18 protein-coding genes are annotated in these 23948 nt (G+C 51.1%); 9 read left to right on the plus strand and 9 right to left on the minus strand.

The window, feature by feature from the left end:
* Positions 1 to 2 precede the first annotated feature (2 nt).
* The 6 genes from IPG80_RS10015 (at position 3) to map (ending at position 4869) form a co-directional block, all read left to right on the plus strand.
* The gene (locus IPG80_RS10015) at positions 3 to 1592 is read left to right on the plus strand and encodes a R3H domain-containing nucleic acid-binding protein (protein WP_345105944.1); all 1590 of its coding nucleotides are present in this window, start codon (positions 3 to 5) and stop codon (positions 1590 to 1592) included.
* Between the two features lie 92 nt (positions 1593 to 1684).
* Positions 1685 to 2083 carry a VOC family protein gene (locus tag IPG80_RS10020; RefSeq protein ID WP_345105947.1) on the plus strand — a complete coding sequence of 133 codons (399 nt, stop codon included), beginning with the start codon at positions 1685 to 1687 and terminating at the stop codon, positions 2081 to 2083.
* 179 nt (positions 2084 to 2262) lie between these two features.
* Positions 2263 to 2877: a dTMP kinase gene (gene tmk, locus IPG80_RS10025; protein WP_345105950.1), complete on the plus strand. Its 615-nt coding sequence runs from the start codon at positions 2263 to 2265 to the stop codon at positions 2875 to 2877.
* Positions 2878 to 2929: 52 nt separating this feature from the next.
* The gene (locus IPG80_RS10030) at positions 2930 to 3616 is read left to right on the plus strand and encodes a Type 1 glutamine amidotransferase-like domain-containing protein (RefSeq protein ID WP_345105953.1); all 687 of its coding nucleotides are present in this window, start codon (positions 2930 to 2932) and stop codon (positions 3614 to 3616) included.
* A gap of 8 nt (positions 3617 to 3624) precedes the next feature.
* Positions 3625 to 4122 carry a ClbS/DfsB family four-helix bundle protein gene (locus IPG80_RS10035; RefSeq protein WP_345105955.1) on the plus strand — a complete coding sequence of 166 codons (498 nt, stop codon included), beginning with the start codon at positions 3625 to 3627 and terminating at the stop codon, positions 4120 to 4122.
* Positions 4123 to 4869, plus strand: coding sequence for a type I methionyl aminopeptidase (gene map / locus IPG80_RS10040; protein ID WP_345105957.1), 747 nt, complete (start codon positions 4123 to 4125; stop codon positions 4867 to 4869). It begins immediately after the preceding gene.
* A gap of 66 nt (positions 4870 to 4935) precedes the next feature.
* Here the strand turns inward: map and IPG80_RS10045 are convergent, their stop codons facing one another.
* The gene (locus IPG80_RS10045) at positions 4936 to 5517 is read right to left on the minus strand and encodes a TIGR00730 family Rossman fold protein (protein WP_345105960.1); all 582 of its coding nucleotides are present in this window, start codon (positions 5515 to 5517) and stop codon (positions 4936 to 4938) included.
* A gap of 127 nt (positions 5518 to 5644) precedes the next feature.
* Here IPG80_RS10045 and IPG80_RS10050 point away from each other — a divergent pair, with 127 nt between their 5' ends.
* Both IPG80_RS10050 and IPG80_RS10055 read left to right on the plus strand, forming a co-directional pair.
* Positions 5645 to 6559, plus strand: a complete 915-nt coding sequence (locus IPG80_RS10050; RefSeq protein WP_345105963.1) for a J domain-containing protein — start codon at positions 5645 to 5647, stop codon at positions 6557 to 6559.
* A 13-nt stretch (positions 6560 to 6572) separates the two neighbouring features.
* Entirely contained in the window at positions 6573 to 7730 is a 1158-nt protein-coding gene (locus tag IPG80_RS10055) for a trypsin-like peptidase domain-containing protein (RefSeq protein ID WP_345105965.1), read from the plus strand.
* Between the two features lie 44 nt (positions 7731 to 7774).
* On the opposite strand, the gene IPG80_RS10060 is transcribed toward IPG80_RS10055, so the two are convergent.
* On the minus strand, positions 7775 to 8416 hold the full coding sequence (locus tag IPG80_RS10060) for a sulfite oxidase-like oxidoreductase (protein ID WP_345105968.1): 642 nt from the start codon (positions 8414 to 8416) through the stop codon (positions 7775 to 7777).
* Between the two features lie 205 nt (positions 8417 to 8621).
* On the opposite strand from IPG80_RS10060, the gene IPG80_RS10065 reads away from it, so the two are divergent.
* Positions 8622 to 10529, plus strand: coding sequence for an NAD-binding protein (locus IPG80_RS10065; protein WP_345105971.1), 1908 nt, complete (start codon positions 8622 to 8624; stop codon positions 10527 to 10529).
* Positions 10530 to 10595: 66 nt separating this feature from the next.
* Here IPG80_RS10065 and IPG80_RS10070 read toward each other — a convergent pair whose 3' ends face one another.
* Genes IPG80_RS10070 through IPG80_RS10100 form a run of 7 tightly spaced genes read right to left on the minus strand, consistent with a single transcriptional unit; the run spans position 10596 to position 23948 of the window.
* Positions 10596 to 10973: a response regulator gene (locus IPG80_RS10070; protein ID WP_345105974.1), complete on the minus strand. Its 378-nt coding sequence runs from the start codon at positions 10971 to 10973 to the stop codon at positions 10596 to 10598.
* Positions 10974 to 10981: 8 nt separating this feature from the next.
* Positions 10982 to 12637 carry a pyridoxal-phosphate dependent enzyme gene (locus tag IPG80_RS10075; protein ID WP_345105977.1) on the minus strand — a complete coding sequence of 552 codons (1656 nt, stop codon included), beginning with the start codon at positions 12635 to 12637 and terminating at the stop codon, positions 10982 to 10984.
* Entirely contained in the window at positions 12637 to 14520 is a 1884-nt protein-coding gene (locus tag IPG80_RS10080) for an ATP-binding protein (protein WP_345105980.1), read from the minus strand. The genes IPG80_RS10075 and IPG80_RS10080 overlap by 1 nt, the downstream gene beginning before the upstream one ends.
* A 28-nt stretch (positions 14521 to 14548) precedes the next feature.
* Positions 14549 to 17647 (minus strand): PAS domain S-box protein, encoded by a 3099-nt coding sequence (locus IPG80_RS10085; protein ID WP_345105982.1) that lies wholly within the window; start codon positions 17645 to 17647, stop codon positions 14549 to 14551.
* A gap of 12 nt (positions 17648 to 17659) precedes the next feature.
* Complete coding sequence (locus tag IPG80_RS10090; protein ID WP_345105984.1) at positions 17660 to 20740, minus strand: cache domain-containing protein; 3081 nt, start codon at positions 20738 to 20740, stop codon at positions 17660 to 17662.
* Between the two features lie 54 nt (positions 20741 to 20794).
* Positions 20795 to 22204: a GAF domain-containing protein gene (locus tag IPG80_RS10095; RefSeq protein WP_345105986.1), complete on the minus strand. Its 1410-nt coding sequence runs from the start codon at positions 22202 to 22204 to the stop codon at positions 20795 to 20797.
* A complete protein-coding gene (locus IPG80_RS10100; protein ID WP_345105988.1) occupies positions 22194 to 23948 on the minus strand; it encodes a PAS domain-containing protein in 1755 nt (584 codons plus the stop codon). Before IPG80_RS10100 ends, IPG80_RS10095 begins: the two co-directional genes overlap by 11 nt.

The following is a 23948-nucleotide window of genomic DNA, read 5'->3' on the forward strand; positions in this document are numbered from 1 at the left end:
CTATGACACAACATCGAATCACAGACGACCTCGAAGCCCTACTGGACGTCCTCCCCTCGAACATTCGTCATGCCGTGGAGAAGGCGAATAACAACGAGAAACTGCTGGAGATCGTCATCGACCTCGGTCGTATTCCTGCCGCCCGCTTTGTGGATGGCGAAATTCCGTTACTCAATACTGAGATCACCCGCGCCGAGATCGACCATATCACCGAGCGCATCGGTACATTTGATACGGACAATCGCGCAGGCATGGAGCGTACGCTTCATCGTATCTCTGCCATCAAAAATCGGCGCAGTGCCATCGTCGGGCTCACCTGCCGCGTCGGTCGCGCGGTGTATGGCACTGTCGATATCATTCAAGACTTGATCGAATCAGGTAAGTCAGTGCTCATCCTTGGTCGCCCTGGTGTGGGAAAGACCACGCTTCTGCGCGAAGCCGCCCGCATCCTCGCCGAGAATAAACGCGTGGTTATCGTCGATACATCCAATGAAATCGGTGGCGATGGTGATGTGCCGCATCCGGCTGTGGGCAAGGCGCGCCGCATGCAAGTCCGCGAGCCGATGCTTCAGCATGAGGTGATGATCGAAGCCGTGGAGAATCACAACCCCGAAGTGATCGTCATCGATGAGATTGGGCGTGAACTTGAAGCTCTCGCCGCCCGCACCATCGCAGAACGCGGTGTGCAACTCATCGGCACGGCACACGGACAAACCCTTGATAACCTTTTGCTCAACCCCACGCTCAGTGACCTTGTCGGTGGCATCGAAGCCGTGACTCTTTCAGATGAAGAAGCCCGCCGTCGTGGTACGCAGAAGACCGTGCTCGAACGCCGTGCGCCGCCGACCTTTGACGTGCTGATCGAAATTCAAACCCGCGACCGCTTCACGGTTCACCAAGACATCATGACCTCGGTCGACTCGCTTTTGCGTGATGCACCCATCCCGCCGGAAGTGCGCACCCGCGACGAATCGGGTGAGATCAAGATCGAGAAAGCCGCACCCGCTCCAAAGTCCAGAACGGAAGCGCCGACGAAAACCCCGCTTCGGACTCGTAGACAACAGCCTGCTTCTCAACCCGTCGATCATTCGCCTACGCCGAATCAAGTTCCGAACGTTGGCGCAAAGTTGCAGACCATCCGCATCTTCGCTTATGGCGTGGCGCGCAATCGACTCCAGCAAGCCGCGAAGCGACTCGGTGTGCCCGCGGTTGTTGTAACCGATGCCGCCGAAGCCGATGTGCTGGTAACGCTGCGGACGTATTACCGTAATCGCGAGCACACCATCATGGACGCTGAAGCACGCGGCATGCCGATCTATGTGCTGCGCGCGAACTCGGTTTCGCAGACCGAACAGTTCGTAAGCGACCTGTATAGCCTGACCGAGCATGTGCAGCGCGATAACATGGAAGATGTTCGTGATGCGGCAAAGCAAGCCATTAGTGCGGTCTTGAATGGTGAGCGCTTCGTTGACCTGCCGCCGGGACCATCCCTCGTGCGCCGTTTGCAACATGAGATGGCGCGTGATGCCGAGTTGGTTTCTCATTCGTATGGCAAAGAACCACGCAGGCATGTGAGGATTTTTAGAGAGTAAGACCGCGGACGATTGACCATAGACCGTGGACGAAGGCAATCACGATTGTCGGGCGTCCACGGTCTTTTATTATCTTGTGAAGGAGATTTCGGATGCCAAAACAAGTTCGTGGAGTTCATCACATCATTTTGACCGTAGCAGACCCTGCCCGGTCGGATGCGTTCTATCGTCGCATTCTCGGTGTGGAGATCGGCGGTGGGAACGAAAATATCCGCTGGATCTCATGTGACACTTTCTTGCTGGCGTTTCAGCGAGCACCGCACAAGCCGATTCCGAATGACCGCTTTGATGAAAACCGTGTCGGTCTCGACCACTTTGCCTTTGCAGTGGATTCTCGCAAACAGTTGGAAGATTTATTGATCTTATTGAAAGAAATGAATATTCCAACCGCAGGCATTGAATTCGACCCGGACGGGAAGGAAGAATACGTCTGCTTTCGTGACCCTGATAATATTCAGCTGGAGTTTTACGTGGGGGATTATCGGGATTGAAGGATTGTGGTGTCACTCTGAGGGAGCGCTCTTCGCGACCGAAGAGTCTCGATTATCTTGGTAGAGACCCTTCGCTACACCTGCACTGCAACAAACTCAGTGCGGCGCAGTGTCGCTCAGGGTGACATATTGTAAGAATTCCCGTTTACTTGTTTCCCTGTCTCCTTTATACTTCCCCCATGTTCATTACTCTTGAAGGTCCCGAAGGTTCGGGCAAAACTTCTCACATTCCCCATCTGGTCGAATTTCTACGCGAGAAGGGACACACCGTCTTCCCGACCCGCGAACCCGGTGGGACGTCCATCAGCGAGCAGATCCGCGATATTCTGCATGATATGAAGAATGCCGAGATGCATCCACGCACGGAAACGTTGCTATATCAAGCTGCACGCGCCCAGATCGTGGAGCAGGTTATCAAGCCGCGTCTTGCCGATGGGGAAATTGTTCTTTCCGACCGCTACTATGATTCCACCATTGCCTATCAAGGCTATGGTCACCAGCAAAACTTGGATGAAATTCGTGCCTTGGTCAAATACGCCACCGGTGGTTTGACTCCTGACCTGACCATTCTGCTTGACCTTGATATTGAAGTAGGGTTGGCACGCAAGAAGAAAGATAATGAATGGAATCGCATGGACGCCAAGACTGTGGATTTCCACAAACGAGTTCGCGATGGGTATTTGGAGATGGTCAAAGCCGAGCCGAAGCGTTGGGTGGTCGTCAACTCGGAGCAGGCATGGGAATCCGTGCAGGCGGAGTTGCGGCAAGTGATTTTGGAAAGATTGAACAAATAATTACGTAGGGGCGACTCGCGAGTCGCCCCTACATCTTTGATACAATCCCCTTATGCCCGCAAATTTACATCTCTTCTCATCTCCCGGCGAAAGGGACTTGGACGATATCGTCGATGCCTGCCGTCCGTATGTGGAAGGCAAAGAGGAACCGACCATTGCCTATTTGCCGCTGGCTTCTTTATATGCCGAACGCTGGTTGGAAATGACCGAAGATGCTTTCAAGGGATTGGCAGAGCTGAAAACAATCAACACCGAGTTGATGACCCCAAAGGCAATTGAGAGCATCATCCGCGATGCGCAGGTGGTGTATGTGCCTGGCGGAAACACGTTTTTGCTAAACCATCGTTTGCATGCCAGCGGAGTGATGCCTTTCCTGCAAAAGCGCATTCAAGCTGGTTTGCCTTATGTCGGCTTTAGCGCGGGCGCCATCCTGTGTGGACCGAACATCCTAACTTCGAAAGATTTGAACGCAGTCAGTACGGCTTTCTTCAAAGGCTTGAATGCAATTCCGTTCAACGTCTCGCCGCATTACCCGTTGGATGGATATGGTCAGTCGGTGAAAGATGACTGGCTTGCGGATTATCACTTCTTCCACGATAACCCCGTCATCATAATGTGTGATGGGGCGTATGTGAAAACAGAAAAGGGCAAGACCACCCTCGTCCGTGGTGAGGCGTATGTTTTGAGAAAAGATTCGGAAAAAGAAAGACTCGAAGAGGGTCAGCAGATCGCTTTATAGGAGACACTATGACCGAACAATGGATGCCTGAAAACAAAGAAGAGTTGATGTCTGCCATTGAACGAGAATGGGCGGCATTGAATTCACTTGCCGACTCATTAACCGATGAGCAAATGACAACGCCTGATGAAGGCGGCTGGTCACCCAAAGATAACCTTGCTCATCTCACCGAATGGATGAACCTCCTCATGGGCTATCACATGGACAAACGCCCATATTATGATGTCGTTGGAGTTTCGCAGGCGGAACTGCCCGAATGGAGCGTGGAAGCGGTCAACCCGCTTTTGTTCAAACGCAATCAAGCCCGTCCGCGTGCTGAGGTACTGGATCATCTCAAACGCGTGTATGCATTGCTGATGAAAAAATTAGACGAAACTTCCTTTGAAGATCTGCTCAAACCGCGTCATGCTGACCGACCAGACCCGTTGCTCTTATGGGTCTTGGGTGATACCACTGAACATTTCCAAGAACACCGTGAGACTATTGAAAGAGGAATCAAAACTTAAATGATCGCTACAGACGAAAAAGATATCAATGGGCTTAAAGCCGCTGGCAAAGTCTGTGCTCAAGCCATGCAATTAATGATGGCGAGTGTAAAACCAGGCATGACCACATTGGAACTTGACCAGATCGGCGAAGACTTTCTCAACAAGCAGGGCGCCAAATCAGCGCCACGGGTGATGTACGAATTCCCCGGCGGTACCTGCATTAGCGTTTCTCCTGTCATCGCGCATGGTATTCCCGGCAGCCATGTTATTCAAGACGGCGAGTTGATCAATATTGATGTCTCTGCGGAGTTGAACGGCTACTTTGGCGATACCGGCGCGTCCATGGTGGTAGGTACCTCCACACCCGAGTATGAAAAACTGCTCGAAGCCACCAAGGCTGCGCTGGCGGCAGTGCTCAGTGTGGTGAGAGCAGGCAAGCCGCTTAATCTCATTGGTAAAACCGTTCAACAGGAAGCCAGCAAACATGGCTATAACCCCATCTTTGACCTGACCGGTCACGGCATCGGACGTCAGCTGCACGACAAGCCTTCCGCCGTGTATAACTTTCACAAGCCGGAAGATCGCCGCATTCTTGAGAACGGTTTGGTGCTTGCCATTGAGCCTTTCCTTACCACCGGGCAGGGTCACGTGGTAGAAAAAATGGACGGCTGGTCTCTCAAGACCGTGGATAGCACCATCGCTGCCCAATTCGAACATACGGTTATTATCACCAAAGGCGAGCCGATCATTTTGACTCTGCCGTAAAAAATCTCAGGCTGGTTAAATCATTACGCCCCAGGTAGTAGACTGCCTGGGGCGTAATTCGTAAAACTAGTCTTCCTTCATCCAACGTTTAACGGCTTCATGCGGGTGCTCGTAATTTCGCATCGACTCCAGCAGCTTGGATGGGTCTGTCTCGAACGAGATCGCTTGGCGATGTTCGTTGAAAACGAAGCCTTCTGCCACGGCATGGTCTATGTCAGCCAGCAGGGGGATGTAATAATTTTTCACGTTTAATAACCCTACCGGTTTTTCATGCCCGCCGGTCTGTGCCCAAGTAATGGTTTCAAAAAGTTCGTCCCAGGTGCCAAAGCCGCCGGGCAGGGCAATGAATCCGTCTGATAATTCGTGCATGCGGGCTTTGCGCGAGCGCATTTCCGGGGTGACGTCCATCTGGGTCAGCCCGGTATGTGCCAGTGCAGGTGTGTTCATGGAAGGGATAATGACCCCGATCACCTCGCCGCCTGCAGAGAGGGCTCCGTTGGCAACTTCGCCCATCAGCCCGGTTTTTCCGCCGCCGTACACCACACGTATTCCATTTTGAGCAAGAGTTGCCCCCATTTGGAACGCCGCAGTTTTATAGTCGTTGTGGACTGCATCGGAAGACCCACAAAAAACACAAATTGATTTCATCGTACCCTCATTTTTTCTTCTTAGAATTATTTTTTGACTACTGTACCACACTACAAACAGGTTAGAGTTATGTAAGTGCAACCTTTGGGTGCTTGACCCCTTCCTCTTACGGGATGAAAATAGCCTAATGGACTATAAGGATTATTACAAGATTCTCGGTGTAGAACGAAAAGCCAGCGCGGATGAGATCCGCTCGGCGTACCGCAAGCTTGCCATGCAATATCATCCCGATAAGAACCCCGGGGATAAAAAGGCGGAAGACAAGTTCAAGGAGATCAACGAAGCCTATCAGGTCTTGAGCGACGATCAAAAGCGCGCTCATTACGACCGACTTGGCAGCGCCTACTCGAACTTCCGCACCACTGGCGGCAGACCAGGCGACTTTCAATGGGACGACTGGTTTCAACAGCAGCAGGCGGCGGGTCAACGCGGCAATGTGGACGATATGTTCGGCGGCACAGGCGGCGCGGGTGGATTCTCTGATTTCTTCCGTACCATTTTTGGCGAAGCATTGCGTTCGCAAGGACGCAGCAATCCGTTCGCGCAAGAGTCGCCGGGGTACGAGCAGGAAGTGGAGATCAGTTTTCAAGAATCATATGACGGCACCATGCGCCAATTACAGCGTGCCAATGGCAGCAAGGTCAACGTTCGCATCCCGGCTGGGGTGAAGACGGGCTCCAAGGTGCGAGTGGCAGGCGAAGGTCCAGATAGAAGCGATCTTTTTCTGCTGTTAAAAGTAGTTGAGGATGAACGCTTTGAGCGTGACGGCAGTAACTTAACCACAACATCCAATGTGGATGTTTTTACGCTTATTCTCGGCGGTGATGCGGATGTGGAAACGCCCACTGGTAAAGTGAAGCTGGGCATTCCTGCTGGAACCCAGCCCGAGCAAGTGTTTCGACTGGCTGGGCGCGGTATGCCGACTGTGAAAGACCCGAAGGTTAAAGGGGATCTGTATGTGAAGCTCAAGGTACAGATTCCGAAATACCTGTCGTCCAAACAGCGGGAATTGATCGAGGAAGCATCCCGTATCAAGTTTTAGAGGAGTTCTATTGATGAAAAAGAAAGTAACCCTTGCGATATTAACGCTGGCGCTTGCCGCTTTGGCTTGCCAGACTCCGTCCTTTGCGGCAACGCAGAGCCCTGATTCGTCTTTACCGGTTGAAGTGGCTCCCACTGTTCAGGTTTCAGATGCATCTGATGTCAATCCTGCCGAGCAGGAAACCCTGGTGACGTTGTTCGAGAATGTCAGCCCGGGTACGGTTGCCATCTTTACGGATAGTGGTCAGGGCTCCGGGTTCGTGTTCGACGATCAGGGTCACATTGTGACCAATTTCCATGTAGTTGAAAATGTTAGCAATCCGGGCGAGCCGGTGGATGTAGTGGAGGTGCGTTTTAGCTCCGGCTTTATGGTGTTTGGTTCGATCGTGGGCATTGATACGGATTCGGATCTGGCAGTCATCAAAGTGGATGCCCCTGCGGCGGAACTCAAGCCGCTGCCTTTGGGTGATTCGTCCTTGCTGAAGGTGGGGCAGACCGTGGTTGCCATTGGCAATCCCTTTGGTTTGGAAAGCACCATGACGGTGGGGATCATTTCTGCGCTTGGGCGCACATTGGATTCTCAGCGCTCCAGCCCTGATGGCGCACTCTTTAGCGCAGGCGATATCATTCAGACCGATGCGGCGATCAACCCGGGCAATTCGGGTGGTCCGCTCTTCAATATTCATGGTGAAGTGATCGGCATCAATCGCGCCATTCGCACCACCAACTTTACCGATACCGGCGAGCCGGTCAACTCGGGCATTGGGTTCGCGATCTCCATCAATATCGTCAAACGCGTGGTGCCGGTGTTGATCCAGACCGGTAACTATGATTATCCTTTCCTCGGTATCTCTTCCAGCAGTGCCTTGAGCCTCGATGCGGTCAATGCATTGGGGTTGAAGCAATATACCGGTGCGTATGTGACCTCGGTTGTGCCGAACGGTCCGGCGGATAAGGCAGGCATCAAAGCTGGAACGACCCCGACCAATTACCCGACCTTGCTGGCAGGCGGCGATTTGATCGTAGCCATTGATGGCAGAGAAGTGCGCACCTTCGATGAAATGTTGGCATATCTCATTACCAATAAAGGACCCGGTGATACGGTTGTACTCACTGTTTTGCGCGGTGAAGAACGTGTGGATGTGCCTGTGAAACTGGATAAGCGTCCGTAAAATAAAACGCCGAGGTCTCAAAAAAGACCTCGGCGTTTTTGATTCTATCCGAACCGTTCTTCACGCCAGACATCGGCGCGGTTGTGATACCCAGCCTGTTCCCAGAAACCGCGTTTATCGCGCGACATGAACTCGATCGAGCGCAGCCATTTGGCGCCTTTCCAGAAATATGGCGTTTCCATATCTTCGCGCCCGGGGATGAACCCCACCACACCGCGCAGCGGGTAGCCGTGGTCGGGAGTGATCGGCTCACCCTGGAAGTGGGTGGCAAGCAGGAAGTTATCCTGCATCACCACTTCTATTGGCAGGTTGACCGTAAACCCATACTCGGCATGCTGCATCACGTGAGTCGCGGTCGGTTTGATCTTGAAGAAACCTTGATCGACCAGCGTTTTCACTGATATGCCTTCCCAGTCGGTGTCGAATTTACTCCAGCGGGTGACGCAATGAATATCCATGTGGAGTTTGGTGCGCGGCAGTTGGTTGAATTCGTCCCAACTCCAGCGTTTTTCCTCCTCAACCTCGCCCCATACACGGAAGTCCCATGCGGCTGGGTTGAACGCAGGGACGGGTCCGTAATGTAGGACGGGAAATTTTTGGGTCAGTGACTGACCGGGGGGCAGGCGCCCTTCTGAACGAACTTGGTCTTCCTGTTTACGGCGGTCAAAACCTTCAAATTGGAACATGGTACACCTCGTTTTACTAAAGTCTGCCATAGCGGCATGGAATAGACAGGGATACGATGCCGGATGTTACCCTGAAAAACTTATAACTTCCTAAGAGAGTATTGAAAAACGCTGCTTGCCAAATGTAACGAAAATATACACTAGCCAGAAAAGAGATTGCTCTTATAATAAGTCAAATTTCCAAAGTCGCAAGGAGAGAGAGTTCATGAAACAACCCACATTCAAGCAGAGATTTCAATACTGGTTTGATAACTACATGGCACGAGGCACAGGCGCATTAATTGGCGGGCTGGCTGTCGTTTCAGTGGTGATCATTTCAGTCGCTGCACTGATCGTCGTCATTGGCGGGCGTATCCTTTCCCCTGAAGGTGCCGAGCCTCTTTCCTTTCTGGAAGCGTTCTGGCTGAGCCTGATGCGCACACTGGATGCCGGCACCATGGGCGGTGATGCAGGCTGGGGCTTCCGCTTGATGATGCTGCTCGTCACTATTGGCGGTATTTTCATTGTCTCTACTCTCATTGGTATTTTGAGCAATGGTTTGGAAGACCGCCTCGAAGAACTCCGCAAGGGACGTTCTCTGGTCCTTGAAAGCGACCATACTCTCATCCTTGGTTTTACCCCGCAGATCTTCACTGTCATCTCTGAACTGGTCGCAGCGAACGAGAGCCGCAAGAGCGGTGCGGTCATCGTCGTGCTGGCAGATCAAGACAAGGTCGAGATGGAAGATGCGATCAATGAACGCATCTCTGATATGAAAAATACACGCGTCATCTGTCGTTCTGGCAGTCCCATGGATATGAACGACCTTGAGATCGTCAGTCCGCATGCTGCCCGTTCCATCATCATCCTTTCCGAAGGCGAAGACCCCGATACCCACGTGATCAAGTCTGTATTGGCGATCACCAATAACCCCAACCGCCACGACAAAGCCTATCATATCGTCACTCAGATCCGCGACCCGCAAAACCTGGATGTGATCAAACTGCTTTCTGAAAAAGACACCGTTCAGCCCATCCTCACGACCGATCTTATTGCCCGCGTTGTGGCGCAGACATCGCGTCAGAGCGGTTTGTCTGTGGTGTATACCGAGCTGATGAACTTCGGCGGCGACGAGATCTACTTCAAGCAAGAACCCGGTCTCTCTGGTAAGACCTACGGCGATGCTTTACTCGCCTACGATACATCCACTATCATGGGGATTCGCCGTGCCGATGGCACAATTCTCATGAACCCTGCGATGGACACCCGCTTTGAACCCGGCGACGCCATCTTTGCCATTGCGGAAGATGACGACAAGATCCAACTTTCGAACCTTGCCCGCATCCCTCTGGAAGAAAGCCTGATCCAGCGTTCTGGCAGCGCCTCCAAGCCCAAGCCCGAACGTGGACTGATCCTCGGCTGGAACCGCTCCGGCTCCATTATCGTCCGCGAGTTGGATAACTACGTCGCCAAAGGCTCTGAGTTGTTAATCGTCTCAGAAGTGGATGACCTCGAAAAACAGATCCAGCGTGAAGTGGGCAAACTCAAGAACCAGAAACTTAAGATCATGGAAGGTGACATCCGTGACCGTACCTTGCTGAATGAACTGGGAATCACCGAGTATGACCATGTCATCGTACTGGCATACAGCCACCTTGATGTACAGGAAGCCGATGCCATCACCTTGGTGACTTTGCTGCACCTGCGCGATATCGCCGAGAAGGATGAGACACCCTTCTCCATCATTAGCGAAATGCTTGACTTGCGCAACCGCGAGCTTGCCGAAGCCGCCAAAGTGGATGACTTTATCGTTAGCGAGCACCTCATCAGCCTAATGCTTGCCCAGCTTTCCGAAAATTCCGAGCTCATGGATGTCTTTACCGACCTCTTTGACCCCGAAGGTTCAGAAGTGTATCTCAAGCCCATCGGCGATTATGTGAAGACGGGCGAGCCGGTCAATTTCTATACGGCAGTTGAAGCCGCCAGAAGCCGTGGCGAAACCGCCATTGGGTACCGCTTGATGAGTGAAAGCCGTGAAGCTGAAAAATCCTATGGCGTACGCACCAACCCGAAGAAATCTGAAAAAGTGACCTTCAGCCCTGAAGATAAACTGATCGTTATCTCAGAAGGCTAGCAACAGAAAGCCATAAACAAAATCCGCCCGCAAATTTTGCGGGCGGATTTTTATTTCCTTATATTTCTACGGCGCTGGAACGAAGGCTTCCACGCGAGCCCATAGCTCACGGATGTTGATCGGCTTGGACATGTACACATCGCAGCCAGCAGAGAGCGCTTTTTCGGCATCCCCTTTCAAGGCGTTGGCAGTGATGGCGATGATGGGGACGTAGGCAAGGTTATGCTTGCTGCTGGCACGCAGCCGCCTGGCAACTTCATACCCATCAATGTCGGGCAGGTTGATATCGAGCAGAACCAGATCTACGGCGTTCTGTTCGGCAGATGTAACGCCATCCATACCTGTAAAAGCTTCCAATAGGATATAGCCGCGCGATTCCAATGCGCGTTTGACGAGCATCATGTTATCAGGATTGTCTTCAATGTATAGGATGTTGTGTCCCATGGTTCTCCTTAGTCCTTGCCTTTTTCTTCCATTTTATCTTCAATGACGCCAATAACCTTTTCGACGAATTTGCGGGTAGGCAGGGATCCCTTTTGATATAGCGCCTCGATCTGACCATTGAGGCGGTTTCGTTCTTCATTTGTAATATCTTTTGCGCTGACGACCACGACCGGAATGTTCCTGGTGCGCGGATCCAGCTTTAATTCTTCCACAAGACCAAAGCCGTCGATACCGGGCATGGTCAGGTCGCTGATGATTAGGTCAGGCAGTTTCTGGCGTGCGATCGAAAGACCTTCCCAACCGTCTTTGGCGTGATACATGCGGTAATTCTTGCGCCCTTCCAGCAAGCGGCGGATGAGCAGAGCATCATCCGAATTATCGTCAACTAACAGCACGGTCGTGGTCTTTTCATCAAGGTTTTCGAGCGCGGCTTGTAGACCTTCACGCGGAGCAGGGGACTGATCTTTGCTCAGGTGAACATCCACTGCCCATTGGTCGCCGAGAACATGCTTTTCGACCGGGAAGGTGTGACCGGTGCAATTGATCGCCACCAGCTCATTTTTGCCAATGATGCCTTGTTTTGACAATTTTTGGAAGCCCGCAAAAGCCACAGCTGTAGCCGGTTCGACCGCCATGCCTTCGCTTTTGGCAAGGGCTTTCATTGCTTCATAGGCTTCAAGGTCGGTCACAGACTCCATCACACCGCCGTATTGCTGAGTGAGGTTCCAAAGATAGGTATATGCTTTGCCGGGGTCGCCGGTGGAAAGGATGATGATACGCGTGTCGGGGATGATAGGGGTGGCTGTATCTTTGCCTGCTTTGAAGGCGTGAACCATGGGCGCACAGCCTTCTGCTTGAATGATCGCCAGTTTGGGCACCTTATTGATGAGCCCCATATTGAACATTTCTTTAAAACCCTGATATACCCCCAAGGGACCCAAGCCGCCGCTAACGGCTTGAATGTACCAGTCTGGGGCGCGCCAGCCGAGTTGCTCCACGATCTCGTAGGCAATAGTCTTCATCGATTCGCGGGCAGGCACAGAACTGGCGCCGCGGTCGAGTAACAGATTCTTGCGTTGAGCGAATTGACTGGCGATCTGTTTGGTTTGGTCGTAGTTGCCGCTGACGCGGATCACTTCCGCGCCGAAGAGGGCGGCTTCACGCAGTTTTTCCTGCGGGACAAGGCTGGTCATGAAGACCCAGAGTTTGATACCTGCGCGCGCGCAAGCCGCAGCGTATGCCACGGCGGCATTGCCGGTCGATGCGATCACTGCTTCACGGATGCCATTCTCGTTCATGGCGGCAACAGCAACCGCCGCTTGCCTATCTTTGAAGGAAGAGGTCGGTCCGTAGCGCTCATCTTTGAAGTAAACAGCAGAATGTCCAAGGTCCGGGGCGAAGCGGTTTGAGTGCCACAGTGGAGTTCCGCCAGCAGGATAAAGATTGAGGGCGGAGGGATCGTTCAATGGCAGGACATCCTGAAAGCGCCATAGGTTGTTGGGGCGATTGGGAATGCCGCGTAATATCTCGCGTTTGAAGGCTTCGTAGTCATAATGGGCTTCGACCCATTGCGATTCGCATTTTTGGCAGATGGCAGGGACGAATGGCACGTAGGGTTGTTGGTTGCCGCAAAGATTGCATTCGAGGTAGAGTGGTGCTGCCATTATTTTTCCTTTTTCTCAATGACTTCCGTATTACGCGCTTCAAGAGGCAGTTCCACATGGAAGGTGGCGCCTTCGCCTTCGAGCCCGCTGCTTTCTGCCCATAGGCGCCCGCCGTGCATTTCAACAAGGCGGCGGCTGATCGGCAGACCCAAGCCTGTGCCGCCCACCTTGCGTGTGGTGGAGGTGTCGACCTGGGTGAATTCCTGAAAGATGGTTTCGAGCTGTTCGGTGGGAATTCCAAGACCTGTGTCTTGGACGGTGATGAGCACTCTATCCCCATCCATGGGTGTGACCTTCAATGCGACATTTCCCTTCTCGGTAAACTTGATGGAGTTGTTCACGAGATTAATCATTACTTGGCGCAGGCGGGTGTTATCGGCATAGATCTCGATCTCTGCATCTGATTCGGGATCTATATAAAGCGCGAGATTCTTTTCGCTTGCCAGGGTGGAGGTAATGCTGGTCACTTCTTCGAGGATGCTGTGGACCTTGAATTTTTCGGGGTGCAGGCTCATGCGTCCAGATTCGATCTTTGCCATGTCGAGTACATCGTTGATAAGGTGTAAGAGGTGTTGCCCGTTCTTTTGAACGAGGCGCAGATCGTTATCCATGTAGGGTGTCAGTTCGCCGTCGAGTCCTTCCAGCATCACATCGGTGAAGCCAAGAATGGAATTCAACGGGGTACGTAATTCATGCGACATATTGGCAAGGAAGGCAGACTTGAGCCGGTCGAGTTCTTTCAATTCCTCGGCGCGCTTTTGAAGTTCTTCGGTCAGGCGCAGGGCTTCGAGGTGGATGCTGGTTTGTGAGGCAATGGCGGCTGCCATGTCCTTTGCTTCCTGTGAAACATGGCGCAGTCCTTTCACTGCGAGTTGACCAATGGCTTCACCACGAACGAACAGGGGTTGCTCAAGTACGATGTCACTGGCTGCCATGTCGTCACTTAATGGCGATACTTTGACGGAGTCATATACAAAGCCAAGCATGCCTTCACGTTGGGTATACGTTTCCCAGTTCTGGCGGGTGAGGCGGCGTGTGGCTTCTTCGGCTTCAGCACGGGCACGGGAGGCATCTGCCAACAGACGGATATTCTCCACTTGCTGGCTGACCTGCTTTGCGATCGTGCCAATGAACTTTTTATCGTCTTCGGTGAGCGAGCCGTTTCCCTTTATAAAGAGTCTGCCGATCTGTTCATTCAATGTTTCCATGATCTCTTCATGGTCATATTGGGCGGGGGCAGGTTCTGTAAACGGTTCTACTGCTGCCTGATCATACACATAGCCGATCCGTTCTGCATTGTGAATGGCATCCAGAAAATTTGCCCAGTTCTTGTGTGTAAATTGATGCGAGGCTTCTTCAGCTTCAGTGCGGGCGCGTTCTGTTGCGGCGAGCAGACGCAGGTTTTCGATTTGAATCGAAGCTTGTTGGACGATGGCATTGGCGAGCTTCATGTCTTCGTCTGTTAGATTGCGTTCAGTTGGTTTGGTGATCTGCACTTCACCGATGGGACGCCCACTGGAGATTAGCGGCGTTTTGATGACTTTCGCATCATTCGGGACCGGTAACTGGTCGCCGCGAACCGGCAGGACTTGGTCTCCCATGTACGCGAATCCGACTTGTTCCTTTTCATAGATAATAGGAGCAGAAGCAGGGTTTGCCGGTTGTTCTTCTTTTTGCTTGAGGCGGGCTTCTAAGTCAATAACGCGAGCACGCAATGCTTCCATTTCCTGCAGCATGGCAACAGAGCTGGGTAGTGAGTGGGCAGCTACTTCTGCTGGGGCAGGGGCGTGGCGATCCTGCCCGTTTGAGCCTTCTGAAATAAGCGGTGACATGCCTGAGAACAGGTCTTCTACACGCTTTCGAGACTTATCGTTGATCGACATCAGCGCTTCTCCTGATACTTGCCCCGCATTACGAGGATGAGTCCTTCATGCTTAGCTGGGCAATTGTCATGGGCGCGCCGAGGGCGTGTCCGAGCTCGCGTGCGGCGATCTGTAGCACGGCTTCCACAGTGGTGGCGCTTTGGATCTTTTGACTAATAACGTTTAGTGTACTCTCGCGCTGCGCTTGCTTTTGAGCAATTTCAAATTGAATGCGGTTCTCGAGTACAGTGGCGATCTGTGGCGACAGCGCCGTGAACAACCGGATTTCATCTGGTGTGAATTCGTGAGGCTCATCCGCTTCCAGGAATAGAACGCCAACCTGACGCGTACCAAGGAAAAGAGGTAACACTGCGGCTGCACGAATATTTTGCTTTACGAACATCTGCATTGTGGGATCATTTATTCGTTCGTCGTTAAAAGTATCGTTGAAAAATATGGTGGTATTACTTCGTAGCATTGGCAGCACATTAAGATTTTCCAATGTGTAATGTCTGCCGATCTCTGATGGCTCCGACCCGATACCATTCCACCAATTGGCAACGATATCAATGCTTTCCATTTCGTTCGTTGAGCTCAAATTGGTGACACCTAAAAGAGATCGATTAACCGCTGGAATTCCCAGTGCTTCATTAAGCACCACCAGCAGTTCCTGTAAATTGGATGCTTGTGCGAAACGAAGGCTGACTTCTGATAGTTTTTCCGTCTGTGCGAGCGCGATCTGAGTTTGCGCAGACAAGCGCGCACTTTCCAACGCCAGCGCAATTTGATCAGAAACCTGCTGGAGGAAAGCATAATCTTCGGGTGATGTGGGTTGGTTCGGGTCGTCGGCGATGGACAGAGATCCGACCACTTCACCGCCAAGCACTTTCATTGGGATGTTTGCGAACTGCCCTTCGGGCAAAATTTCGTCTCTCACTGGTCGGATACCTGTTTGGTCGAATACGAAACCTTCAGGCAGTTCTGCGTTTTCGCGGTAGGTTTTCCAACCTTCATGGCTCATGCTATGATACAGGCGATTAACTTCCTCAAGACGTTCGTTCATTTCCTCGCGTAGACGGGTTTGCTCAATAGCCACAGCGATCTGTCCGCACAGACCTTCCAGCAATAGACGGTCATCTTCGGTGAGGGCGCCAGCTTGATCGCTTTGAATATCAAGCACGCCCAGTACCTGTTCACCCAGCTTGATGGGCACGGCGATCTCACCCTGTGTGTCTGGCAATAAGGGATTGGGCTGCCAGTCAGGGTCATCTGCCAAAGTGGGGCGCAGGACGGTTTGTCCGCTTGCAGCAGCAGTACCGATCAAACCGCTTCCCATGGGCATTTGGTGACCGCCGGAAAGCATTTTTTGACCTGTTTCCCCATATCCACTGACTAAGACCACGGCGTCGCGAGTTGGGTCATAACGTAATAGTTGTGTATGGTAATACCCCAGACGTTCCTTAGTCAGTTTTACGACCTGAGTAAATAGTTCGTTCAATTCAGAGGCAGTGGCAACTTCCTGCGAAATTTCAGTACTGATTTGCACCTGATAACCACGGCGGTCAAAACCTTCCTGAATTTCGCGTTCTAATCGTTTACGGTCGGTGATGTCTTGACTCACGCCATATAGTTTGACGGTTTGACCTTGCTCATCTTTTCGGATACGAAACCAAACGATCGTTGAGATCGGCGTTCCGTCTGCGCGTAAGTTACGGGTTTCAATTTGAGTCTGGAAGTTGGGATCGGTGGCTTCGATGGCTCTTATGATGGAGCTTTGCACAATGCCCGCATCTTCCGGGGGGACATATTCTGCGGCAAATTTTTGAGCACTCATCTGGTAGCCCTCCGCTTTCTCGGCTGTTGTACCGAGCAGGGAGTAGTACTGATCGTTGAATGTGAACATTTGGGTGGGAATATCAAATTCCCAGTATCCCATTTGAGCAACACGCAGCGCGGACGATAGGTTTGCTTCGCTTTGCTGCAAAAGTTCTTCCGCCTGTTTGCGTTCTGTGACATCTTCGACGAGTGAAGAGACGCCGAATACTGTGCCGTCCGAGTCAGCCAATGGCGTGTTGTACCATTCGCATGTAATGGCGCGTCCGTCTTTTCTGACATTGCCATTGGTAGAGCGGGTGCCGCCGGTTTGCTTAAGCAGATTTGCCCACACTTCGTCCACCACGGATTTGTACTCGGCGGGTACGATCAACCCTGCGGCATGGCGTCCTTTTGCTTCTTCATAGGAATAACCAAAGATACGTTCGGCAGCCGGATTCCATGAGACCACTTCAAAATTTGTATTCCATTCAATAACTGCCAGAGGCGAGCTATCGATCAACAGCGAAAGTTTCTGCTGCGACTCTTTGATTTCATCCTCAGCCTGCTTGCGCTCTGTGACATCTTCGACGAGTGAAGAGACGCCGAATACTGTGCCGTCCGAGTCAGCCAATGGCGTGTTGTACCATTCGCATGTAATGGCGCGTCCGTCTTTTCTGACATTGCCATTGGTAGAGCGGGTGCCGCCGGTTTGCTTAAGCAGATTTGCCCACACTTCGTCCACCACGGATTTGTACTCGGCGGGTACGATCAACCCTGCGGCATGGCGTCCTTTTGCTTCTTCAAATGAATAACCAAAAATACGTTCTGCCGCGGGATTCCATGAGACTACTTCAAAATTTGTATTCCATTCGATAACCGCCAGAGGCGAGCTATCGATCAACAGCGAAAGTTTCTGCTGCGATGCTTTAACCGCATCTTCCACCTTTTTACGCTTGGTAATGTCACGCCAAACTGTATAAATCAACTGGCGTCCGCTAATGTGTACCGATGTTAGGGTGAGTTCCACCTGAAAGTCTTCACCATTTAATCGACGATGTACCCATTCAAAACGGTTACTGCCTTTTTCGATTGCAATGTTGATCATCTCAGCTGCTTTCTCAGTGGATAGCCTGCCATCGGGCTGAAATTCAGGTGAAATCAGCGCAGGGGAGATGGGGAGAAAATCGGCTTTGTGGGCGTGTAGTACTTGCTCCGCCGCATGGTTGCAATCTGTAAAGAGTCCATTTTCCAGAATCAAAATGGGATCGGCAGACTGTTCAAAGAAGGTTTGAAAGATATCCATATTTTGAGGTGTCATTATTTTATTTTCCATGAGTATCTCCGATCATGCTTCTTGTGAAGGACTCTTCGCAGACAGCAGAGGGTTCTTACCATCATGTAGTGTGGTTTCTTCTGAGTGCGAGTCAGTGGTCAAACGAATAACTGTTTTGCGACCTAAAAACGTACCCAACTCGCGCGCGGCAGATCGCAGGATGGTGACAGGGTCGGTTGAACCACGGACGGCGCTGGTGATTTGACGTAGTGCCTGCTCGCGCTCCGCCTGTTTCTGGGTTGTAAGCAGTGCTTGTTCTGTTTGATTGGAAAGACGCAGCCCTTCAAGATGTATGCCAAGGCGTTCCGCCACAGCGTTGACGAGTTCGACAGATTCGGTGTTCGTAGTGTCAAGCCCTTGAACAACAAGTTTGCCGATAATTTCATCTCGAGCTTTGAGAGGCAAAGTATAGCCATCGGTTTCAGGCTGTTCATTACCGTTACTACGATATGACTTGACATTCTTCAGATCATACATGTAACTGATGCCATCGTTAGCTTGGGACTGCATGTATTCCTGCCAGCCTTCGTAGGTGAGACGGCGGGCGGCTTGTTCTGACTCGCTGCGGTAGCGTTCAGCACTATCCAATAGGCGTAGGTTTTCAACTTGTTGCGCCACCTGACGGGCTACCGCCTCGATGAGCTGACTATCGCGCTCAGTTAATTGGGACTCGTCCTGTTCCACGACCAGACTGCCAATCGGTTCACCTGCAACTTCGATGGGTGTCATGAATGCGCTTATGTCTGTGTTCTTTAGCTCATCAAGAGTTGTAAGAGGCTCCACTTTGTCATTCTCGTAAACGAAGCCGGTGTGCTCTGATTTGTGAATCGCATCCAGGTAGTTTGCCCAGTTTGAGCGTGCCATCCGTTGGGCTTGCGCCTCGACCTCGGCACGGGCTTGCTGTGTTTCAGCGAGGAAGTTTGCGTTTTGAATGGCGATGGCTAATTGACCAGCCAATGCCTCGAAAGCAGGCAGTACATCTTTATTCAAGGTATCTTTTTTGTCGCTTTGCATATCCAGTACGCCCACCACCTTATCACCGATCATGAGTGGGATGGACATTTCTGAACGGGTCATAGGCAATAGCGAGTTCGGTTTGAACGTGGCACTCTTAAGTGTATCCGCAATGATCACAGGCTTTTTCTCGGTTGCGGCACGTCCGTTCAGGGAGTTTGCTGTAAGGGGCAGGCGGTGATTACGGTTCAATAATTCCCGCCCCACGTCGCCGGTTCCTGATTGAAGGATGAGATAAGTCTGGCTTGGGTTGACGAGATATACCTGCACATAGTACAGGTTGAATTGTTCACGGATCAGTTCTGCTGCATCGGTCAACATGACATCAAGTGCGCGCACCTGGGACACCGCACGTCCAACCTCTGCCGCCAATTCAAGGTTGTGGGTGCGGTCTGCTACGCGTTGTTCAAGCCCGACGACCATTTCACGTAATTGGGATGTCATGAGGTTGAACGCCTTTGCCAAAACCCCTACCTCGTCGGATGATTGGATACTTGCCACAATGTTCAGATTGCCTTCAGCAATAGTATTGGCGGAGAGTGTCAATTCGGTGATCGGTTTGATCGTGGTATTGATAATCTGCACGATGGCGATACCGCTGATCAAGAGAATGAACAGTGCAATTAATATTGTATTTAAAAGGTTCTTATTTGCTTCTGCAATCGCTGTGGTGCGATTAGAGATGATCTCGATCACTCCAATGGTCTTTCCAGAATAGTCAATCAGTGGAAAGCTGATAATGGCATATTCTTGCCCGCTAATATTTTTATTTGAAACGACTGACTCGCCGTTCATGACTTGGGTGTATATGGCTTCATCGACAAAGAAGGGAAGTTCATTGGTGCTCGCTTGGAAAACTAATTCTGAGGTAGGACCTTGTAGTTCGGAAACAGAACCTTGAAATGTAGCAGTTTGAGCAACTTTCTGATCAAGAACAATCTGTACGTCTACGCCATATTGTTCCTTGATGTTAAATAGGAAATCGGAACTGATATCAATACCTACATCAATCACCCCAATATGCCTGTCTTGATAAAAGACCGGGACAACCCCGCGCACGCCCAACCCGCCGCGTCCAATTTCCAGCCCGCTGACGGGTTCTTTTTCTGAGTTTGCCTGGATCACTGTTGCTCGAAAGGAAGTTAGGTCATCGCCAAATTGGTCAACCTGATGTAAACGTAAAAAGGATGTTGCGGGCGGCATGATGAAATGATATTGCTTAACATCGAAATCCCGTTGAAGGATCTTGAATGTTGGGAGAGTTATTTTTTTTAGCTGTTCACGGTCACGGGCTGCGAAGGTAGCCTGCACTTCCGGGTCATTTGCCATGTCGGTTGCTAGTGCCAGTGCCAGTTTTTGCAATTCACCGAATTGTCCCTGTACGGCATTTTTGATCCTAAACAGGTCATTAGCTCCTTGGGATTCAATGTTACGGATCGTTGCGTAGTAATTAAAGAAAATAAAGAGGGCGGCAAGAATTGCCAGCATTCCAACAAAAGCTACCAAAAGCTTACTGCGCAGACTGGAGAAAAGTGAACCGCGAAAGCGGCGATATGTTGTAACTGCCAGGAATATCACAAATAGTCCCGTTGCAAACGGACCCACGGTGGCCGTTCCAAGATTGACGCGCCACGTGGGATCGATCCATTCCACCACCCACATTAAAGAGACGGTAATTAGGGTTAGTACAATATATCGGCGACGGAGGGTTTCAGGAAGGAGCCATTCGATGGCAAAAATAGAAACCGTAAAGATCGAGAATGATGCAGTCAAAACACGTCCGTAATAGAAAATAGAAACAAAGACACCGATTAAATATAGTGAATACAATGTTAGTTTTAAACCGGTTTCCTGTCTGTTGCGCTGTATAAAAATGAGCCCCAACACTGTCATTATGAAACTGATGGCTAGAATGGCTGTTGCAAGATAGAGGACGGGTGTGCTTGGTTGCTGAAAGGTATTGAGCAGGAAGTAGCCATAAACCAGCAAGACCAACACTGCAAGAGCAGTACTGCCCCAACGAGCAAGCTGAATGTTGGCATTATCAGGGGAGGGGGAAGGCTGAAATGAAATATTCATTTTTATTTCTCCTTGGCAGAAGGTGGGTGATTCTGCATGCGGGATAAAGTTGGTTTAGGTGGTCGGGCTGTTATTTGAGCTGGCAGTCAGAACTGCCTTGACACGGGATGTCCCAATGGCTGTTCCCAGCTCACGGATAGCAGTTTGAAGAGTTTCCTCTACTGAGTCTGTACGCTGGATCTTTTGGTTGATCGTGTTAACCAAGGTTTCAAATTCCACCTGAGATCTGGATCGTTCAAAAGATCTTGCGTTCTGTACGGAACTGGCAAGCTGCGCAGCAAGGGTTGTCTGAATATTTACATCCGTCTCAGTAAAACGTCCTGCCACATCTGATTGGATATCGAATACGCCTATGAGGGTCTGACCAACAAGCATTGGAACCGCCAGTTCTGCGCGTGTATCCGGCAGCAAGGGGTTGGGGAGGAAGTCGGGGGATAGGGTCACATCGTTTACGGTAACGCCTTTGCGTTCGCGGGCAGCACGAGCCACGAGCGACTGCTCGCGGTTAAGCGGAATGGAGCGTTTTTCAGCTGCCATGATGCGCCCAGCTTCACCTGAGCCTTTTGCCAGCACCAGATTTTCCCCTTTTTCATCCAGCAGGTAAATATGTGAGTGGTAAAGATTGAAGCGTTCCTTTGTAAGGTCAACTACTGTTAGGAGAAGGTCGTCGACATTTAAAATGCTGGAAACAGAAGTACTGATCTCTGCCACTGTTGCCAGGGCACGTGTGCTGGTGGAAAGGACTTCATTCTGCTTGGCTAAGAGGTCAATACCTTCTTGAATATCATGGGTGTGTTTGGTGATCTGACTTACCATGGGACGGAAGATAAAGAACGCTTCAGCAAGAAGCGATAGCAGGGTGATTCCTAAAACGATACTTTCGAGGAATTGGAGATTGGCAATTGCGCTTTCGCTCTCTTTTTGATACTGCCCGGTGACCGTGTTCAAGCCGGAAAGCAGATTGGACCGGGCGGCTTCCAGAATGTAAGCAAGGTGGGTATTTTCGAGCGTTAATTCCTCTGTTGGATCTGCGAGCAGCAGTCTGGTTTCGGCAATAAAGGTTTTTACCTGCTGGTTAAGGTTCATCGGAGACGCGAAGTACATATCGCTTACTGTTTCAGATGGATTGCCCGAAAGGATCAATACTTCATCACTGCTTAATCCGCGGACACTGCCGCCATTGATCAGGGCGGTATGTGAGTCTTCAAAGAGTTCGAGATCGTTAGTGAGGGTCGTGCGCAGGTTTTCACGGTCGCCTGCATTTAACACATACAGTAACGCAAAGCGCGAGATGCGTTGTGAAAGCATGCGTTGGCGCCCGGCTACGTTGATGATGGCTGCACCCGATTCCTGCTCAGTGATGGCAAAACGCAGGGTGAAGAACGCCGTGATCGATAAAAGCGCAATGAGACTCAAAGCGAATACATAGCGCAAGGTGAGGGCGTTGTTTCTTTCAGTTTGCATGAGATGCTCCCGAGTCTTTGCTCTTTTGTTCATTTACAGGGTCAAGCGTGATAAGTGTGGGTTTTCTGCCGAGAGCGTGTCCCAGTTCGCGGGCTGCTACTTGAAGCGCCGCTTCAATGCTGGTCGTTGACTGTATCTTTTGGGAGATCGAGTTGAGCGCTTCCTGCTGTCGGGCGCGTTGAGCCGTTAGGTTCTGTTGCAACCTGGCTTCGGTAATATCGGCATGTGAACCTGCCATACGGTAGGCAGTGCCATCAGGATTTCGCAGAGCTTTGCCTGTGTCGCGCACCCAGCGCCAGGTGCCGTCTTTATGGCGGAGGCGGATTTCGACCTTATATTCTGGCGCGCGCCGTTCCAGGTAATCCTCAAGGGCTTTGACCGCATAATCGCGGTCATCTGGGTGGATACGTTCCTCCCATTCTACAAAGCCACGGGTCAGTTCGTGTTCTTCGTACCCTAGCATGGCTTTCCAACGTGCCGAGTAATAGATGTTGTTATTGGCAATGTCCCAGTCCCAAATGCCATCGTTCGAGCCTTCCAACGCCAGGGCATATTGTTCCTGAGAAATTTTTACATTCTCGGTCGATTGAATGTTTTGCAGAGCAATCGCGGTCTGGTCTGCGATGTTCTGTAGCAAGTTCGCATCTTCTGTTCCCAAGCTGTTTGCAACATTGTTTTGCACATCCAAAACACCTAGAACTTGATCGCCAACCATAATGGGAACAGCAACTTCTGCCTGCGTTTCTGACAGTAACGGGTTGGGGAGCCAGTTGGGGTCAGCGTGAGTGTCAGGAACCAGCACAACTTTTCCTGAGTCTGCAGCGCGCCCGACCAAGCCTCGTCCACGCGGGATCTTGTGATTGCGTTCCAGTAGAATTCTTCCTGCCTCACCCGTTCCACCGGTCATGACCAGGTTTTCTTTGGTTTCATCAAAAAGATAAATGTGAGCATGGTAGTAATGGAAGGTGGACTGGAGTTGCTCCACCACTTCCACTGCCAGTTGCCCGCGATCCAAAATGGAGGAGAGTCTGCGGCTGACTTCTGAAGAGGCGCTTAGCGCTTTGGTACGATCTGCAACGCGCTGCTCCAATGTAGCAACCTGACTTTGTTGTAGTTCCGCTGTAATACGTGCGGTGCGTGCTGCCCAAATGCCAGCACCAATAATGAAAAGTGTAAAAAGGATCGCTAGAACGATCAGCAAACGTTGGATGTTTTGTTGGGCAGAGAGGTTCTCGCTAAATGTTACGAAGAAATCGCGCTCAACTTGATCGTAGGCGCGTTTGATCTGTTCTGTTTCTTCGTTTTGAAGGAGGTCTGTGAGTTGTTCTTTGTATGCTTGGGGGGTGTCTGAGGATTGCGCCTCTGCCAGCAGGGCATCGTATTCGGTTAACCTGGCTTCTATGTTGGTAATTCTTCTGGATGCGGGCAGGTTGTCCACGATATATGGTTTGATCACCCGGAGTTGCGCAGCGAGAAGCGACCTCTGATTTTCAACCTGTTCCGTTCCACTGCTTGGATCATCCAGCCAGGCGCGTGTTTCCACGTGAAGCAATAACCAGTGACGTTGAATATTTGATAGGGTTGCAAGTGCCTCCGAATCCACAAGAAAAGCTTCACGCGATCTTGTACTGCTTTGGAAGGATAGGAAAACCACTGACAAAATGGAGATGAGAAAGATTGCTCCCACCACCCCTATTATGAATTGCAATCGTACAGGTTTGCGCTGACTGGATTTATTTTCCAT

This window comes from Candidatus Villigracilis vicinus, from assembly GCF_016702885.1.
In the GTDB taxonomy this organism is placed as follows: domain Bacteria; phylum Chloroflexota; class Anaerolineae; order Anaerolineales; family Villigracilaceae; genus Villigracilis; species Villigracilis vicinus.

Excerpts from the sequence above, each read along its gene's own strand:
- IPG80_RS10015 (WP_345105944.1), top strand. The coding sequence starts at position 3 with ATGACACAACATCGAATCACAGACGACCTCGAAGCCCTACTGGACGTC.
- IPG80_RS10020 (WP_345105947.1), top strand. The coding sequence starts at position 1,685 with ATGCCAAAACAAGTTCGTGGAGTTCATCACATCATTTTGACCGTAGCA.
- tmk (WP_345105950.1), top strand. The coding sequence starts at position 2,263 with ATGTTCATTACTCTTGAAGGTCCCGAAGGTTCGGGCAAAACTTCTCAC.
- IPG80_RS10030 (WP_345105953.1), top strand. The coding sequence starts at position 2,930 with ATGCCCGCAAATTTACATCTCTTCTCATCTCCCGGCGAAAGGGACTTG.
- IPG80_RS10035 (WP_345105955.1), top strand. The coding sequence starts at position 3,625 with ATGACCGAACAATGGATGCCTGAAAACAAAGAAGAGTTGATGTCTGCC.
- map (WP_345105957.1), top strand. The coding sequence starts at position 4,123 with ATGATCGCTACAGACGAAAAAGATATCAATGGGCTTAAAGCCGCTGGC.
- IPG80_RS10045 (WP_345105960.1), bottom strand. The coding sequence starts at position 5,517 with ATGAAATCAATTTGTGTTTTTTGTGGGTCTTCCGATGCAGTCCACAAC.
- IPG80_RS10050 (WP_345105963.1), top strand. The coding sequence starts at position 5,645 with ATGGACTATAAGGATTATTACAAGATTCTCGGTGTAGAACGAAAAGCC.
- IPG80_RS10055 (WP_345105965.1), top strand. The coding sequence starts at position 6,573 with ATGAAAAAGAAAGTAACCCTTGCGATATTAACGCTGGCGCTTGCCGCT.
- IPG80_RS10060 (WP_345105968.1), bottom strand. The coding sequence starts at position 8,416 with ATGTTCCAATTTGAAGGTTTTGACCGCCGTAAACAGGAAGACCAAGTT.
- IPG80_RS10065 (WP_345105971.1), top strand. The coding sequence starts at position 8,622 with ATGAAACAACCCACATTCAAGCAGAGATTTCAATACTGGTTTGATAAC.
- IPG80_RS10070 (WP_345105974.1), bottom strand. The coding sequence starts at position 10,973 with ATGGGACACAACATCCTATACATTGAAGACAATCCTGATAACATGATG.
- IPG80_RS10075 (WP_345105977.1), bottom strand. The coding sequence starts at position 12,637 with ATGGCAGCACCACTCTACCTCGAATGCAATCTTTGCGGCAACCAACAA.
- IPG80_RS10080 (WP_345105980.1), bottom strand. The coding sequence starts at position 14,520 with ATGTCGATCAACGATAAGTCTCGAAAGCGTGTAGAAGACCTGTTCTCA.
- IPG80_RS10085 (WP_345105982.1), bottom strand. The coding sequence starts at position 17,647 with ATGGAAAATAAAATAATGACACCTCAAAATATGGATATCTTTCAAACC.
- IPG80_RS10090 (WP_345105984.1), bottom strand. The coding sequence starts at position 20,740 with ATGAATATTTCATTTCAGCCTTCCCCCTCCCCTGATAATGCCAACATT.
- IPG80_RS10095 (WP_345105986.1), bottom strand. The coding sequence starts at position 22,204 with ATGCAAACTGAAAGAAACAACGCCCTCACCTTGCGCTATGTATTCGCT.
- IPG80_RS10100 (WP_345105988.1), bottom strand. The coding sequence starts at position 23,948 with ATGGAAAATAAATCCAGTCAGCGCAAACCTGTACGATTGCAATTCATA.